The organism is Chitinophaga alhagiae (genome assembly GCF_003568665.1).
Classification (GTDB): Bacteria; Bacteroidota; Bacteroidia; order Chitinophagales; family Chitinophagaceae; genus Chitinophaga; species Chitinophaga alhagiae.
Genome location: NZ_QXMH01000002.1, coordinates 719,778 through 736,274, shown reverse-complemented (window position 1 = coordinate 736,274; position 16,497 = coordinate 719,778). Strand labels below are relative to the sequence as shown.

The 16,497-nt window shown below is 55.2% G+C and carries 15 protein-coding genes; 9 read left to right on the top strand and 6 right to left on the bottom strand.

Annotated elements, in window-relative coordinates:
- Nucleotides 1-29 precede the first annotated feature (29 nt).
- Both D3A97_RS13980 and D3A97_RS13975 read left to right on the top strand, forming a co-directional pair.
- Nucleotides 30-3,569 carry a nitrate reductase gene (locus D3A97_RS13980; protein WP_119079103.1) on the top strand — a complete coding sequence of 1,180 codons (3,540 nt, stop codon included), beginning with the start codon at nt 30-32 and terminating at the stop codon, nt 3,567-3,569.
- Nucleotides 3,538-4,989, top strand: coding sequence for a rubredoxin (locus D3A97_RS13975; RefSeq protein ID WP_119079102.1), 1,452 nt, complete (start codon nt 3,538-3,540; stop codon nt 4,987-4,989). The genes D3A97_RS13980 and D3A97_RS13975 overlap by 32 nt, the downstream gene beginning before the upstream one ends.
- Here D3A97_RS13975 and D3A97_RS13970 read toward each other — a convergent pair.
- On the bottom strand, nt 4,982-6,190 hold the full coding sequence (locus D3A97_RS13970; protein WP_119079101.1) for a molybdopterin molybdotransferase MoeA: 1,209 nt from the start codon (nt 6,188-6,190) through the stop codon (nt 4,982-4,984). The two genes, D3A97_RS13975 and D3A97_RS13970, sit on opposite strands and share 8 nt — an antisense overlap.
- 36 nt (nt 6,191-6,226) lie before the next feature.
- Here D3A97_RS13970 and moaC point away from each other — a divergent pair, with 36 nt between their 5' ends.
- Together moaC and mobA are read left to right on the top strand one after the other, a co-directional pair.
- Nucleotides 6,227-6,706 carry a cyclic pyranopterin monophosphate synthase MoaC gene (moaC, locus tag D3A97_RS13965; RefSeq protein WP_119079100.1) on the top strand — a complete coding sequence of 160 codons (480 nt, stop codon included), beginning with the start codon at nt 6,227-6,229 and terminating at the stop codon, nt 6,704-6,706.
- Nucleotides 6,690-7,271 carry a molybdenum cofactor guanylyltransferase gene (gene mobA / locus D3A97_RS13960; protein ID WP_119079099.1) on the top strand — a complete coding sequence of 194 codons (582 nt, stop codon included), beginning with the start codon at nt 6,690-6,692 and terminating at the stop codon, nt 7,269-7,271. The genes moaC and mobA overlap by 17 nt, the downstream gene beginning before the upstream one ends.
- Nucleotides 7,272-7,391: 120 nt before the next feature.
- Here the strand turns inward: mobA and D3A97_RS13955 are convergent, their stop codons facing one another.
- Together D3A97_RS13955 and D3A97_RS13950 are read right to left on the bottom strand one after the other, a co-directional pair.
- Complete coding sequence (locus D3A97_RS13955; protein ID WP_119079098.1) at nt 7,392-7,808, bottom strand: molybdopterin synthase catalytic subunit; 417 nt, start codon at nt 7,806-7,808, stop codon at nt 7,392-7,394.
- Between the two features lie 9 nt (nt 7,809-7,817).
- Complete coding sequence (locus D3A97_RS13950) at nt 7,818-8,051, bottom strand: MoaD/ThiS family protein (RefSeq protein ID WP_119079097.1); 234 nt, start codon at nt 8,049-8,051, stop codon at nt 7,818-7,820.
- Between the two features lie 56 nt (nt 8,052-8,107).
- Here D3A97_RS13950 and D3A97_RS13945 point away from each other — a divergent pair, with 56 nt between their 5' ends.
- Both D3A97_RS13945 and moaA read left to right on the top strand, forming a co-directional pair.
- Nucleotides 8,108-8,482, top strand: a complete 375-nt coding sequence (locus D3A97_RS13945; RefSeq protein WP_119079096.1) for a DUF7009 family protein — start codon at nt 8,108-8,110, stop codon at nt 8,480-8,482.
- Nucleotides 8,476-9,444, top strand: a complete 969-nt coding sequence (gene moaA / locus D3A97_RS13940) for a GTP 3',8-cyclase MoaA (RefSeq protein ID WP_119079095.1) — start codon at nt 8,476-8,478, stop codon at nt 9,442-9,444. The genes D3A97_RS13945 and moaA overlap by 7 nt, the downstream gene beginning before the upstream one ends.
- Nucleotides 9,445-9,524: 80 nt before the next feature.
- Here the strand turns inward: moaA and D3A97_RS13935 are convergent, their stop codons facing one another.
- The 3 genes from D3A97_RS13935 to D3A97_RS13925 form a co-directional block, all read right to left on the bottom strand.
- On the bottom strand, nt 9,525-10,265 hold the full coding sequence (locus tag D3A97_RS13935) for a sulfite exporter TauE/SafE family protein (RefSeq protein ID WP_119079094.1): 741 nt from the start codon (nt 10,263-10,265) through the stop codon (nt 9,525-9,527).
- 52 nt (nt 10,266-10,317) lie between these two features.
- A complete protein-coding gene (locus D3A97_RS13930; protein WP_119079093.1) occupies nt 10,318-12,729 on the bottom strand; it encodes an ABC transporter permease in 2,412 nt (803 codons plus the stop codon).
- Nucleotides 12,730-13,072: 343 nt separating this feature from the next.
- Nucleotides 13,073-13,984 (bottom strand): aldo/keto reductase, encoded by a 912-nt coding sequence (locus D3A97_RS13925; RefSeq protein WP_232825965.1) that lies wholly within the window; start codon nt 13,982-13,984, stop codon nt 13,073-13,075.
- Nucleotides 13,985-14,306: 322 nt separating this feature from the next.
- Here D3A97_RS13925 and D3A97_RS13920 point away from each other — a divergent pair, with 322 nt between their 5' ends.
- The 3 genes from D3A97_RS13920 to D3A97_RS13910 all read left to right on the top strand — a co-directional run bounded on the left by D3A97_RS13920 (nt 14,307) and on the right by D3A97_RS13910 (nt 16,283).
- The gene (locus D3A97_RS13920) at nt 14,307-15,167 is read left to right on the top strand and encodes a phytanoyl-CoA dioxygenase family protein (protein WP_119079092.1); all 861 of its coding nucleotides are present in this window, start codon (nt 14,307-14,309) and stop codon (nt 15,165-15,167) included.
- 27 nt (nt 15,168-15,194) lie between these two features.
- Nucleotides 15,195-16,013 carry an SDR family NAD(P)-dependent oxidoreductase gene (locus tag D3A97_RS13915; RefSeq protein ID WP_119079091.1) on the top strand — a complete coding sequence of 273 codons (819 nt, stop codon included), beginning with the start codon at nt 15,195-15,197 and terminating at the stop codon, nt 16,011-16,013.
- Between the two features lie 75 nt (nt 16,014-16,088).
- Nucleotides 16,089-16,283, top strand: a complete 195-nt coding sequence (locus tag D3A97_RS13910; RefSeq protein ID WP_119079090.1) for a hypothetical protein — start codon at nt 16,089-16,091, stop codon at nt 16,281-16,283.
- Nucleotides 16,284-16,497: the final 214 nt, after the last annotated feature.

The window sequence follows — 16,497 nt, the reverse complement described above, 5'->3', positions numbered from 1 at the left end:
TCGCTGACAGAAAAAATAAATAACACATCATGCCGGACTCATTTAAAACAACCTGTTGCTACTGCGGTGTTGGCTGCGGCATCATTGTGCGGAAAGACAGGTTGGGAAAGCTGACGGTAGAAGGAGATAAAGACCACCCGGTGAACAAGGGCATGCTGTGCTCCAAAGGCATGAACCTGCATTACACCGTAATGGACACGTCAGACAGGCTGCTGTACCCGGAGATGCGTTACAGCCGCGCCATGCCGCGCCAACGCGTTTCGTGGGAGCAGGCGCTGGAAAGAACGGCCGCCGTGTTCACCCAGATCATCCGCCGCCACGGGCCGGACGCCGTGGCCTTCTATGCCTCCGGCCAGTGCCTCACGGAAGAATATTACGTGGTCAACAAACTGATAAAGGGTTTTATTGGCAGCAACAATATAGACACCAACTCCCGCCTCTGCATGAGCAGCGCCGTGGCCGCCTATAAAATGGCATTGGGGGAAGATGCGGTGCCCGGCAGTTATGAAGACATTGAACAGGCAGACTGCATCTGGGTAGCCGGCGCCAACCCCGCCTGGTGCCATCCTATTTTATGGCGGAGAATAGAAGCCGCGCGCACGGCCAATCCCCGCATGAAGATCATTATGAGCGACCCGCGCATTACACAGAGCTGCGCCATAGCGGACGTACACCTGCAACTGAACCCGGGCACGGACATTGTACTGCACCACGCCGTTGGCCGCATACTGATAGAAAAAGAAAGAACGGACAACGCTTTTATTACACAACATACCGAGGGCTTCAACGCCTACCGCGAAGCGGTGATGCAGCGCAGCATTGAAGAGGCCGCGGCCATTTGCGGCATTGCGGAAGAAGACCTGTACCGCGCGGCAGGCTGCATTGCGGACGCCAAAGGTTTTATGACCATGTGGACCATGGGGCTGAACCAGAGCGTGGTGGGCGTACACAAAAACCTCAGCCTCATCAACCTCCACCTCATCACCGGCCACATCGGCAAACCCGGCAGCGGGCCTTTTTCCCTCACCGGGCAGCCCAATGCCATGGGCGGCCGCGAAGTGGGCGGGCTGGCCAATCTGCTGCCGGCCCACCGTGTGCTGGACAATCCGCAACACCGTAAAGAAGTAGAGGCGTTCTGGGGCGGCGCCACACTGTCCCCCAAACCCGGCCTCACCGCCACGCAAATGTTTGAGGCCCTGCACAGCGGTCAGCTCAAAGCCATCTGGATCATGTGTTCCAACCCGCTGGTGAGCCTGCCGGACGCGCGCTTTATGGAAGCGGCACTGCAAAAGGCCGCCTTTGTGGTGGTGCAGGAAATATCCGGCAAGCCGGAAACGCTCCGCTTTGCAGACGTGGTATTACCCGCCGCCGCATGGGCGGAAAAAGAAGGCACCATGACCAACGCGGAGCGCCGCATCAGCTACCTTGCCCGCATCACGGACGCCCCGGGAGAAGCGTTGCCAGACGCGGAGATCATCTGCCGCTTTGCCCAAAAAATGGGATACCATGGTTTTGACTACGGGCATGTTTCAGAGATATACGCCGAGCACAGCAGGCTAACGGCCGGCACCAACATAGACATTACCGGCCTCAATTACGATGTATTACGCCGGCAACGCAGCGTGCAATGGCCCTACCCGCAGGGCGCCGCAGGCCATGGCACGCCGCGCCTGTTTACAGACCATCATTTTTATACCCCGCACCGCAAAGCGGTGATACACAGCTTCGGGGACGAAAACCGGTCCACGCCGCCTGACCAGCGCTACCCCCTCATTCTCACCACCGGCCGCATCCGTGACCAGTGGCATACCATGAGCAAAACCGGCAAGGTGAGCAAGCTCCGGCAACATATAGACAGCGCTTTCCTGGAGATACACCCAACGGATGCGCTTGCCCGCAGCATACAGGAAAATGATATAGTGGACGTGCATAGCGGCAACGGCATGGTGCGCGTAAAAGCGAAGCTGTGCAATACCATCAAGCCGGGCGTAGTGTTCCTCCCCATGCACTGGGGCAAAATACTCAACAATGACCTGAACAGGGCCAACAACCTTACAAACAACCTGGTAGACGCCATATCCAAACAACCTGACCTGAAATATACCGCCGTAGAAGTGGCACGGTATGAAAAACCGGTACAAAAAATAGCGATCATAGGAGCAGGCGCGGGCGCCTACGGTTTTGTAAAGGCATACCGCGCCCTCAACCAGCGGGACGAGATCACGGTGTTCAGCAAGGAAGACCTGCCGTTCTACAACCGCGTAATGCTGCCAGACTACATCAGCGGTACCAAACAATGGGCGCAGCTGGTGAAGATGACCACACCGGAAGAAACGGGTTTCAATATCACCCTGCACCGCGGCCTCAGCGTTGAAAAAATAGACCGTGAACAACGCCTGCTTACAGACAGCAAAGGCAACACCCATCATTATGACATACTGATACTGGCTACCGGCAGCCGCGCAGCCAGGTTGCGGGACACGCCGCCCCTGGAGGGCATTTTCACCATGCGCAGCAGGATGGACGCCGATGCCTTTCTCCGGCACATCCACCCCGGCGGCGGAAAGATCGTGATTGCCGGCGGCGGCCTGCTGGGTATTGAACTGGCCGCCTCCCTCCGCGAAATGAACATGGAAGTAGCGGTGATACAACGTACCTCCCGCCTGATGGACCGGCAACTGGACGCACTGGGCGCGCAACTGCTGCATGAGGAGCTGAAAGACAGGGGTATCGATATTTTTTTTAATGATGAAATAGAACAGTTTGCGGGAGCCCGGAAGGTGGAAGGCATACGCCTGAAAAGCGGCCGCAGCATTGCCTGCCAGGCCGTTGTAATGTCTATCGGCACAGTGCCGAACATAGAGCTGGCACAGGCCGCGCAACTGGCGTGCAACCGCGGGGTGGTGGTGAACGAATACCTTCAGACCAGCGACCCCTCCATCTACGCCATCGGCGAAATTGCCTCCTGCAACAACATGCTGTACGGCATCACGGCCGCGGCAGAGCAGCAGGCAGGCGTAGTGGCGCGGCACCTGGGCGGAGACATTTCCGGGTACTACGAAGGCTCCCTGCTGATGAACATCCTCAAAATGCAGGGCATGGAACTTTGTTCCATGGGCATGGTAGAAACCCCGCCAGACCCGGCGTACGAAGAAGTGGTGTTCATTGACAAAACACACCGGTACTATAAAAAATGTATCATTCACCAAGACAGGCTGGTGGGCGCCATCCTCATCGGGGACAAATCAGAGTTCATGGAGTTCTGCGACCTCATCCGCCAGAAAACGGAGCTGTCTGAAAAGCGGCTGCAGTTGCTGCGCTCCGGCGGAAAGGGAGCGGCGGTGCTGGGCAAACTGGTCTGCTCCTGCGGCAATGTGGGAGAAGGCAACTTACAGGAAAAGATCAGGGAAGGGCATACCACGCTCGAAGGGCTGTGCCGCGCTTCCGGCGCTGGTCTTGGCTGCGGCAGCTGCCGCCCGGAGGTGCAAAACCTCCTGAACGCCTGCAAACCGAAAATCAAAACACAAATGCGTACTCATGGCCCGGCAATCACAACTCATCCGCATTAACTTCAGGGGCGGCATTATTTCCCCGGGGTACCTGCAGCAACTGCTGCGCATAGCAGGCGAAGCAAAAGTGAAAGAGCTGCGCTTCGGGCTGCGGCAGGAGCTGTTCCTGGAAGTAGCGCAGGCGCAGCTGCGATCATTCACCGCCGCCTGCGAAGCGGCCGGCATCACCTGGCATACGGCCTCCCGCCAGCATCCCAACATCACCAGCTCCTACCCCGGCGCAGACATTTTTACGGGAGACGGCTGGGTGACCGAAGGCATCTATAAAGATATTTTCGACCTCTTCAATTACCCGCCTTCGCTCAAGATCAATATCTGTGACAGCCAGCAAACATTCAGTCCCTTTTTCACCGGCCACCTCAACTGGATATCTTCCCCATACCTCAATTACTGGTACCTCTACATACGGCGCCCCGGTGAAGAACATACCTTCTGCTGGCCCGCGCTGGTGTATACCAACAGCATTGCCGCACTCAGCCGCGAGCTGGAAACACGGCTGGCCGCAGAAACACCGGAAGCCATTGCACAGCGCCCGCCGGAAAGCATTTCCCGGCCGCTTGACAAGGCGCTGGAACTGCCGGCTTTCCACCTGCCGTATTATGAAGGTTTTAACCGGCAGGGCCATAACTACTGGCTCGGCATTTACCGGCGCAACGAGTTCTTCCCCCTTCATTTCCTGGAAGATCTCTGCGCGGTATGCCTCGAAACAGGTATTGGCCAGTTGTACGCCACCCCCTGGAAATCTGTGATCATCAAAAACATAGAGCCCGCGCACCGCAAGCTGTGGGATTATGTGCTCGGCAAATACAACATCAACGTAAGGCATGCCGCCAACGAGCTGAACTGGCAGGTGGCAGACAATTGTGAAGACAGCCTCATCCTGAAAAGGCACATCATCCGCCACTTCGACACGGCAGACGTGCGCACCTACGGCCTTTGCTTCAGCATACGCCTGCATGCCGCGGGCGGCCACTTTGGCTCCATACTGGTACGCAAGCAGGAAGACAAGTACCCTACGCGGCTGAAATACATGCAGCGGTTCGAGATATTGTACAAGGCTGATTTCAATCCCAACGCGGCCGGGTTAACGGTGTACCGGAGCAATGTATTGAAAGAGCACCTGGGGCCCTACATTGTTTCGCTCTGCAAACATTATTACGAAAAAGGCAGCGAGCAGCCGGTATGGCAGCAATACACGCAACAACAACTGCCGCCCGCCACGGCAGCGGAGAAGCCGCTGCATCAGTGCCCGCATTGTTTCACCGTATATGACGAAACCGCCGGAGACCCTTTGCGCCACATTGAAGAAGGCACCCCTTTTGCGGCATTGCCTGATACCTATGATTGTTACATTTGCGGGGCGGGGAAAGAAGCGTTTGTAAGCATTGCGGCCGCATCCCTGCGGCACCCGGCTACCTGAAGCGCCACACCGGGAAGCTATGCCCCCGCGGGAACACCTGCTGTTCCGCCGGCAGCGCCATAAAAGCATCCGCATGCAGCAGGCTGGCCAGGTCCCCGGAGCCGTGATAGGGAGCGGGCTTTGCGGTGAGCTGGCCATTGTTGTGCATAGCAAGTTGAACGGGCAGGTAATATTCCAGCGGTTTATCAAACAGCACTTCTTCTTCCAGCACCGCGTACTCCTGCGCGGCAGCCGGGTATTGCAGGCATGCCCTGAGCCAGGGCAGTACGTACCGGTAAAAACACATGAAGCCGGACACGGGGTTGCCCGGCAGGCCAAACACAGCGGGCCCGCCCGGGAACGTGCAGAAAAGGAAGGGTTTTCCCGGCCGCTGCTGCACAGTGTGGAATACCTGCTGCGCGCCCAGGCCGCGCAACACCTCCGGCAAATGGTCAAAGCGGCCTGCGGATACGGCGCCCGTGCAAATGAGCACGTCCGCTTCTTTTACAATGGCCCCCAGCGCTTCCTGCAGGTGCGCTACATCGTCCGTAAGGTGTACATATTCAGCCGGCAAGCCTGCCTGCTGCAGGGCGGCGCGCAGGCTGTAAACGTTGGAAATACGTAGCTGGTGAGGTTCCGGCGTCTGTTCTACCGGTACCAGTTCATTCCCTGTGGCCACCAGTACAATACGCGGCAACCGGCTCACCGCTACCTGCGTTTTGCCCACGGTGGCCAGTACGCCCGCTTCCGCCGCCCCAATGAGGGCACCGGGCTGCAGCAAGGTATGGCCCTGGGGCACATCCGAGGCCTGGCGGTGGATGTGCTGGCCTTTTATAACATCTTTCAGGATGGTGAAACGGCGAAAGCCTTCATGCTCCGTGATCTCAAGATGTTCGTAAGGGATAACCGTGTCTGTGTTTTCTGGCAATACGGCGCCCGTCATCACCTCCATGCAGTCTGCAAAGTTGGCCAGCTGCAGGGTGGGCATGCCGGCGGCGGCCACGTCTTCCAGCCCAAAAATGCGTTGTCCGCGCTCATAGCTGTCAAAATGGATGGCAATACCGTCCATCATCACCCGGTCAAACGGCGGAAAAGGGCGGTCTGCCGCAATATTTTCCCGCAGCACCCGGCCGCAGGCCGCATCAAAAACCACGGTTTCCGTGCCAAAGTCACGCACCGTAGCCATTACCGCAGCAAATGCTTCTGAAACGCGCATCATCATTTTAACTATTTTTGCCTGGGATAAATTTATTCAATTATGGCCAATGCATCAAGATTCACGCACCTCAATGAAGCAGGAAAACCGCAGATGGTAGACGTGGGTGACAAAACCGCCACCGTGCGCACCGCCGTAGCGGAAAGCCGCGTGCTGTTACCGCCGCCCGTACTGCAACAACTCAGCGGGCAGGAGCTGCTGACCAAAAAGGGCGCCGTGTTCCAGACGGCCGTAATAGCCGGCATTATGGCCGCCAAAAAAACGCCGGAGCTGATACCGCTCTGCCATACCCTGCTGCTGGATAAATGTGACGTACAGATCACCATGGAAAACAACGAAGCCGTGGTACGCTGCACGGTTAAAACCACCGGCAAAACCGGCGTGGAAATGGAAGCGCTCACCGGCGCCAGTGTGGCCGCGCTTACTGTTTATGACATGTGCAAGGCGCTCTCGCAGGAAATGGTGATCCGCGAAACAAAACTGATCAGTAAAACAGGAGGTAAACATGACATCCACCGGTAACCTTAAAGGGCTTGTGCTATGCGGCGGCCGCAGTACGCGCATGCAGCAGGACAAAAGCACCATCACTTACCACGGCATGCCGCAGTGGCAATACCTGGCGGAGCTGTTGCAACACTTTCTGCCTGAAGTATATCTTTCCTGCCGCGCGGGCCAGTCTTACCCCGGTTGGAACAGGGTGATCACAGACAGTGTGGAAGGCGCCGGCCCCTCTGCCGGCCTGCTGAGCGCACGTGCCGTTGCCCCCGCAACATCGTGGCTGGTGCTGGCTTGCGACCTGCCGCTCATAGGCCCCCGCAGCATTGAGCACCTGCTGCGGCACCGCCAGCCAGAAAAGGCCGCCACGGCTTTTATCAGCCCTTTCAATAATATGCCGGAACCGCTGATCGCCATTTGGGAGCCGGAAGGGCTGACGCAGCTGGAAAAAGATTTCGGGGAAGGGAAAACCTGTCCGCGTAAAACCCTGCTCAACACCAATACGGCTGTTCTTCACAACCCTTTTGCGGATGAACAGTTCAACGCCAATACGCCGGAAGAAATGCATGAAGCGCTGCAGCAATTGCGCTGAAGAGGAACGCGGTGTAAAAGCCTGCAGCCGGAGAATGAAAGCCTCCTGGGGAGGAACGCGGTGTAAAAGATGCTTGCAGCCGGAGCATGAACGCCCCCGGGAAGGCACTGACCGCAACCTTCACGGATGCGCCGCTACCCATACTTCCCCGTCTTCAAAAAACTCTTTTTTCCAGATGGGTACCGTTTCCTTGAGGGTATCAATCGCAAACTGGCAGGCCTCAAATGCCGCCGCCCTGTGAGCCGCCGCTACCGCAATCACCACCACCACCTCGCCGGGCAGTTTCTCTCCCTTTACATGCAGTATGGCCATGCGCTGCACCGGCCATTTCTCTTTGGCGGCCCGCACAATTTTTTCCATTTCCAGCAGGGCCATAGGCTCATAACATTCAAAAAACAACTTCAGCACGGGCCGCTGCTGCGTCTGGTTACGAACAGTGCCGGTAAAAGTAACAATGCCGCCGCTGGCGGGCGACTGTACAAAATCTACCGCCTCCTGCACCGTAATGCTGTGGTCTATCCTCGTCCAGTGTTCCATCTATAAAAATTAACCGCCGCTCAGAGGGGGAATAATGGCAATTTCATCTCCGGGGGCCAGGGGTTGCCCGTCCGGCGCATAGGCCCTGTTCACGGCTACCATCACAGACCGCAGGTGTTTCATGGCGGGGTATTGCTGCAGCAGCCAGGCCCGCAGCTGCCCCACGTCTGGCAAAGGCTCCGCAATATCCAGCGTGCCCGCCGCCGCAATTTCCTTCATGATGCCGAACAACAAAACTCTCATGCAATAAAGCTACATAATTTCTTAACTTTAGTGTGGCTCATTTAAAATTAAATCACATGAAAATAAGGATCAGGGGCAATAGCATCAGGTACCGGCTGGACAAGGCAGACATAGCCGTACTGGAAGCCAGGGGAAAAGTAGAAGAGCATACCCGTATAGGCGCCCATTCCCTTCACTTCTGCGTACGCTCAAAGGAAGGCCTTCAGGCGCCCGCTATCCAGTTGGAAGGCCCCGCCGTTCACCTGGCGGTGCCGGCAACGCAGATACAGGCCTGGACGGGCACTGACCTCACCGGTTTTGATGCCGTGATCATCAACCCTGACGGTTCGGAACTGAAAATACTGGTAGAAAAAGATTTTAAATGCCTTACAGAGCGGGGCGAAGATGAAAGCCAGGCATTTGACAACCCGCTGAGCAGCCATACATGTTAAGAGACGCACATCACCGCACCATTCAATACGTACGCCTTTCCGTAACGGACCGGTGCAACCTGCGCTGCACCTATTGCATGCCGGAACATATGCAGTTCCTGGAGCGGAGCGAATTACTTTCTTACGAAGAAATTGAACGCAGCATGCGGGTGCTGGCGTCAGCAGGCGTGACCAAGCTGCGCATCACCGGCGGTGAGCCTTTTTTGCGGAAAGACCTCCTGCGCCTGCTGGAGAAACTGACGCCGCTGATGGATATTTCCATTACTACCAACGGCGTGCTTACGGCGCCTTACATCCCGGCGCTCAAAGCGCTGGGCATCCGTAACATCAACCTTAGTCTTGACACCCTGCAGGCAGACCGTTTTCTCCAGATCACGCGGCGCAACCGTTTTCCGCAGGTGATGGCCACGCTGGAAAGCCTGCTGGCCCACCAGATGAACGTAAAAATAAACATGGTGGTGATGGACGGCATCAATACCGGCGAGCTGCACAACTTTGCGGCCCTCACCCGCGAGAACCCGCTCTCCATAAGATTTATAGAAGAAATGCCGTTCAATGGCCAGGGCAAGGGGTTTTCCGGTATCAACTGGCATTACCGCAAAATACTGGATACCCTCAACGAAAAGTATATACTGGAAAAACTGCCGGACGAAACCGCCAGTACCTCACTCAACTACAGCATTTCCGGGCATTGCGGCACAGTAGGCGTTATACCGGCCTACAGCAGAACGTTCTGCGGTACCTGCAACCGCCTCCGCATTACGCCCACGGGCGGGGTTAAAACATGCCTGTATGGCGATGATGTGATGAATATCCGGGACAGCCTGCGCAGCGGGGCTGCTGACAGCGAGCTGCTGGAAGCGCTGCAAACAGCCGTATGGCATAAAAAGAAAGACGGGTTTGAAGCGGCCGCCGCCAACCGGCGTTCCCAACATGAAAGTATGTCTGTGATAGGCGGGTAATAGCCCCCGCTGCAGGCAAGTGCTTCCGTACGTTAGCGGTGAAGGCTGTATTTTTCGCAAACCGGACATTCAAGCCTCGCCTACACCTTCGTGATCAGCAACCTCACGCCTGCGTACAAGATCAGCAAAGCCGTAAAGCCTTCTACCCACCGGGGCTTCAGCCAGCCCGCACTCACCCGGGAGCCTACCTGCCCTCCCACTATCACAACCGCCAGCAATGGCAGTGTAAAGTTCCACTGGAAGATCATGGCGCCTTTTGCCGCCTGCCCGGCCAGGCCGGCTATGGAATTGACGAGGATGAAAAAACTGCTCAGGCCTGCAATGTTCTTGGCCGTATCATACCGCCCCAGGCGCAGCACCGGCGCCAGGTAAATACCACCGCCTATGCCCGTCATGCCAGACAGCAGGCCTATGCCGCCACCCACCAGGCTATAGGCAAAACTGCCCTTGGTCTTAATATGGGTCTGCCGTTCAAAGAACATGCGGTAGCCCATCAGCAGCGCGGCAGACGTTAGCGCAATGCCGAGCAAAAGGAAAAAGGTCTGTTGGCGAAGAGGGAAATAACTGCCCAGGAATGCAGCGGGCACGCTGATGATACTGAGCTGCAGCGCCTTCTTTACCGGCAGGTGGCCGTTTCTGGCAAAGTGATAAACACCGCCGGTTACCACGGCAATGTTGCAGAACAGCGCGGTAGATTTCATGAGCAGAAAACCCACGCCCCACAGCGCCATGAGCGCAAGGTAGCTGGAACCGCCGCCGAAGCCGGCGGATGAATACAGTAAAGCAATGGCAAAAAAGAGCAGGCAGAGTTCGATCAACATGAAAACAATGATACAAAATCATGCGCATATTTGCATCTGCCCGGCAAGTGCTTCAATCTGACTTCAGGCTCTGCACGGGGTTCATTCTGCCGGCCCTGATGGCCTGGAAGCTGACGGTGAACAGGGCAATGGCCACCGCTATGATGCCCGCTATGATAAATACCCACACACTCACGTCTATGCGGTAGGCAAAGTCTTTCAGCCAGGTATTAACGCCCAGCCAGGCCGCGGGCCAGGCTATCAGGTTGGCAATGATCACCAGCTTCACAAAATCGCGGCTCAGCATGGTCACTATGTTCTGTACACTGGCGCCCAGCACCTTGCGGATACCGATCTCCTTCACGCGGCGCTCTGCGGCAAAAGAAGCCAGGCCAAACAGGCCAAGGCAGGAAATAATGATGGCCAGCCCCGCCAGTACGGCCACTACCGTGCTCACCTGCTGATCTGCTTTATAGATCTGTTCAAACTGCTGGTCAAGAAAACTGTATTTGAAGGGATGACCAGGCGCCTGCTGGTTCCAGATGCCTTCTACGAAGGCCACCGCTTCTTTGGCGCGTTTGCCGTCAATCCGTACGCTAATTTCGCTGTACCCGAAATCTTTCTGGTTGAACATCATGAGCGTCTCTATCTTGTGATGCAGGGAGTTGAAGTTGAAATCCTTTGCCACCCCCACAATACGGCCGCTTGAATCAATGCCCATGTACCCGAACATTTTGCCGATAAGGGATTCCATGGTAGCTCCTTTCTTGTCTTCTTTCAGTAGCTCCCGGGCCAGTGTTTCGTTGATCACGTACTCCCTCCCGTTGTTGCCTACGTCTGTTGAAAAGTCCCTGCCGGCAATGATGGGAATTTTATATACCCGCAAATAATCTTTGTCTACCACAACGCCGGAAGAGGTAAGCTCCCGCCGCGGCCCGTTACCGCTATGGTACACCACGCCGCCCTGGTGAATGTTGCCGCCCAGCCGCTGTTGTGATGCGGTAACGCCGTTCACCAGGCTGTTGCCCAGCAGCTCCTGTTTGATCACATCATACTTCCGGTTGGTGTCACGGTCCAGGCCAACGAGCATTACCTGCTCTCCGTTGAAACCACGGTCCCGCGTTTGCATAAAACGCAGCTGTTTGAGCGCAAAAATGGTGGCTATGATGAGAAATACGGCGGCGGTGAATTGCCCTACCACCAGTATGTTGCGCAGTGTACCGCGGTTACGCCCGGTTTGGGGAGAACCTTTCAGCACCTTTACCGGTTCAAAGGAAGCCAGGTACCCGGCGGGGTATAACCCCGCCAGCATGCCCACCAGCACGGTGGCCGCAATGGCAACAGGCAATGCAAGAGGGCTGGTAAAAAGCGGCAATTCAATACGCCGGTCACTGAAATCGGCCACCCAGGGCAATACCAGTTTCACCACCAGCAAAGCCACTGCCAGCGCCATCAGGGATAGCAGAACGGATTCTCCCATAAACTGCCAGCTCAGTTGCCCGCGCCGCGCCCCAATAGCCTTGCGCACGCCCACCTCCCTGGCCCGTTCTGAAGACCGCGCGGTGGAAAGGTTCATGAAATTGATGCAGGCAATCACCAGTATGATAATGGCGATGATGGAAAAAATATAGGTGTACCGCTGGTCAAATTTCTTCGCATTCAGATAATCATGCGTGATATCTGTAGAACCCGCATGTACGGCAGATAAAGGTTGCAGGAACAGTTCATAGTTCTTCCACCGGTCGTCTTCCGCCATATGCCTTTTCAGGTAGGCGGGAAACTTTTGCTCCAGGGCCGCCACGTTGGTGTTCTTCTCCAGCACCAGGTAGGTGGTGAGCCAGTTGCCGCCCCAGTTTTGCGACATGCGGGGGTTGTATATGGTGCTGAATGAAACCAGCCCGTCAAACTGCAAATGCGAATTTTCCGGCACAATGACAACACCTGTTACCATCAGCGCCGTAGTATCGCCAATATAGCGCATCACGGTTTTGCCTACCGGATCTTCGTTCCCGAACAGGTTTTTGGCCGTTTTTTCCGTCAGCACAATACTGTTCGGTTTCATCAGCGCGCTTTCCCGCTGGCCGGCGGTAACCCTGAAATCAAAAATTTTCAGGAACGTGGAATCCACAATAGCAAGGCGCTCCGCAAAGATCCGCTTGCCATTGTAATTCAGGTCTACGTTCCCGTTGCCGCTTACCCGTACAAAATCTTTCACTTCCGGAAATTCCTCTTTCAGGGTGTTGCCCATCGGGTACATACTGAGGGCCACATTTTGCGGCGCTACCATGCCTTCAAATTTCTGCACTTCACAAAGCCGGTAAATATTTTTGCCATGCATGCCGTCAAACCTTCTCTCGTATAGCACGAACAGCAGGATCACGATGCAGGCGGCCATACCGATGGCCAATCCCAGGATGTTAATGGTGGAATAGGTTTTGTTCTTCCACAGATTGCGCCAGGCGGTTTTGAGGTAGTTACGGAACATAGTACGGTTTTTGAGCGTGGTTACCTGGATGCAACAAACAGAATACCATGCCTGAACATATTGATAATCAATACACAACCTTCTTTCCATGTCCGGTTTCGGAACAGCTGTTGTCCGGAAATGAACATCCGGCAACAATCGCGGCGGGATGAATGCTGTATGTAAAACCTACCACTCATGAAGAACATCACCAAGCTGCTGTTGCTCATCTGAAGCGCTGCTCTTTTCCGTGCAGTCCGCCACGTTCAACCCCAGCGGCGTAGATGACTTTTCAAAAAGTTACACCAGGGCCATTGTGCATGAGCTGACGGCGCAAGGGCTGCTGAAATAAAAAAAAGCGGTGCTATCTGTGCAGCTCATAATCCTGGATAGGGACCGCCGCGGTGAGCTGCTCATACTCCGCTTCATTCAGCCGCGGCGCCTCGGCGGCCGCCTCTTCCAGCTGCTCCATAGTGCGGATGCCCAACACGGCCGAGGCAACAACGGGATGCATCAGCACATACTTCAGCGCCGTTTGCGCCATGGAACGTTGCTGGCCGGAAATTGCCGCCACGGCGTCTTTAGCCCGCTGCACTTCTTCCTCGCTGTAAGAAAGATATGGTTCCGCAGGTTTGTTGATCAGCAGGCCCTTAGCCACGCTGCCGCGTGCCAGCACGCTGATGCCGTGCTGCTGCAACAGGGGCAGGCAGCTCACTTCCGGCCGCCTGTCCAGCAAGCTGTACTGCATCATCACGCTTACGATATTGGAACGTTTTACGTACTCGCGTATTACATTAGGGCGGATAGACGAGATGCCGTAGTAACGGATCTTTCCCTGTTCTTTCAGTTGTTCAAAGGCTGAAATGGTTTCGTCTATAGGGTCATCTATAGTGCCGCCATGCAGCTGGTACAGGTCAATATAATCCGTACCCAGCCTTTTCAGGCTGGCCTCCGCGCAGGCCAGAATATAGTCTTTGCGCGGGTTCCAATCCCAGCCGCTGCCGTCTGCCCGCCACTGGTTGCCCGCCTTGGTAGCTATTACCACATCCTTTCGTTTGCCCCGCAACGCTTTGCCCACGGAACTTTCGTTGAAGCCCTTGTCATAAAGGTCTGCCGTGTCAAAATAGTTGATGCCCAGCGCAATGGCGCGGTGAAGCAGTTTCTCGTTCTCCGCATCGTCCATGCCGAGAGACATGCAGCCGAAAGACACTTCGCTGATCTTCAGATCAGATCGTCCTAATACCTGGTAGTTCATAATGATCGTATTGTATTTCAAATGTAACACCATTTGCGCCGGTATCAGGCCCGGCAGATAAAACTTTTCAGCAAAAATACCTTTGACCAAAAAAAAATTTTGTGATCTTGTTTTTCCCTGCTACATTTGTCTACAAAATTGGTAGACTAATAAAATTCCAACCATGACACTACATTACACATCGCCCTCCGCACGCTACCTGCAGGCCATAACCGTCATGCACCCCGGTGCATGTTGTTGTTGCCGCTAATTACCGTTTCAGAACATTTGCACCAGCCATTATTTTCTCCTGCACAGCGGGCAGGCCCGTTATCGTATTCAAAAACCAACCAAACTTTTTTTCATGAAAAAGGCAGACCAACCTGTGTTCCATTTTGAGGGCACCATTACCCCGTCTCAATTGCAATATTTCCGCAAGTACGGGATCATCCAGTTCAGAAATTTTGTAGACAAAGCTACCGTAGCGCGTTTTCTGCGGGAAACGGAGCAGGTGCAGGACCAGTTGCTGCGCTATGGTATCCGGAAAGTGAACGGCATCCCCCTGAAGTTCGGCCACGATGATGAAGGCCGGCCTTTCATCCAGCGCATTGCATTTGCATCACAATACAGCAGTGTGCTCAGTAATTTCCTCAAAGACAAACGGCTGGACGCGCTGAAAGTACTGCTGCAACCATACAACGGGCGCATCAGCGAAAATGAGAAAGACGGCCTTGTGGTGAACCATTATCTCAACACCGAAAACAGCCAGTTCAAACAGCTGGGCTGGCATACAGACAGCCCGCGAGACCTCTTCCTGGGTAGCCGTATTATGCCAATGCTGAACGTGGGACTTCACCTGGACGATTGCCCTCATGCGCACGGGGGCCTTCGGGTACTGCCCGGTACACACCGGCAGGGCTTGTTCCGCCTGCTCTTCCGGAAAAAATATTTCATTGATCATCAACCAGATAAAAGGGAAGTGGGTTTCAACATTGAAGCAGGCGACCTCACGATCCACGACGGGCGGTTGTGGCACCGTGTACAGCAGTCGCCGTTCACAGGAGAAAAAAGCCGGCGCAGGGTGATGTATATCCCGGTAATTACCGGGGCGTACCAACCCAAACACGCCGGCAGCCCCACTCCTTTTTACCACCGGCTGGCGCAGATACGCCAGCGGCCTACGCCGGCGGCAACCGTGGTGCCGGAGTTGAACGCGCGCGCCTGATCCATCACCCATCAAAAAAAGAACAACATGTCATATGCTCTTGTTACCGGCGCAGCCAAAGGAATTGGCAGGGCCATTGCGGCATCACTCGCAGAAAAGAAATACCGCCTGTTGCTGGCTGACCTTGACGGCCCGGCGCTGCAGCGTACCGCGGCAGACTTGGTGGCACAGTACCATGTAGACGTACAGCACCTGCAGATAGATCTTTCCCGACCCGGCGCGGCAGACCAGTTGAAACTCTGGACGGGCGGCTACCATCATTTGCTGAACGTAGTGGTGAACAATGCCGGTTACGGGCTCAACGGCCGGTTTGAGGCATTGCCGCTGGAAGCACAGCTCAATGTTATTGACCTCAACATCCGCGCACAGGTAGCCATTTCTCACGCTTTTATTCCGGTGCTGAGGAACTTCCCGCAGTCTTACCTGCTGAACGTGGGCAGTACCACTGCCTTCCAGTCCGTACCCTACCTCAATGTGTACGCTGCTACCAAGGCCTTTGTGCTCTCCTTCACCCGTGGCCTCCGCCAGGAGCTGAAACAATCTCCCGTGTCGGTAAGCTGCCTCATACCCGGCAGCACGGATACGGATTTTGTTAATCGTGCAGGCATGGGTGTTAGTACGCTTAAAATTGCGCAGCGTTTTAACATGACGGCCGAAAGCGTTGGAAAAACAGCCGTGGAAGGCCTTTTTGCCGGCAAGGCGGAAATTGTACCGGGTTTCACCAACCGGCTCAACGCCGTGCTGCCCAGGTTTTTCCCGAAATCTTTTGTGGAGAGGATCGCCGCCGGCATTTACCGCCCCCAACCGGAAAAAAAACTCTTAGATCCTCTTCCCGGAGGCGTATAAATGCTTTTTAATTTAAATTAATTTATTATATTTAACTCAGCGACGGACCAAACAGAACAAGGAAACATTAGTGCTATGAACGAAGAAACCAACAAGCCGCTGAGCATTATTGACAAGCTGAAGTTAAACCCGCCCGGAGAGGGTGACAAACTGCAGCACCTGAAAGCAAAAGACTGTCCGGCCTGCGGCGCGCACAGCGCCAAACAGGCGGGGCTTACCCACTGTGCCTACTGCGGGTACGAATTTAAAAATTCCAGCAACAACACCTAAAAGGCCGGCTACCATGCCGGCCTTTATACTTCCTGTAAAAAAAAGGTATCCGCGCCCGGCAGATACCTTTTTGTGTTGTCAATTATCGAACGGCGAAAGTCAGCCTTTTATACAAAATTAACAGGAAGCGGCCACCCGCACAGATGGTGATTAAGTCAATAAGCGGGGCATTTGTGCCAAAAAATGCTGTATCTTAGTAGCAGCTATTCCCCAA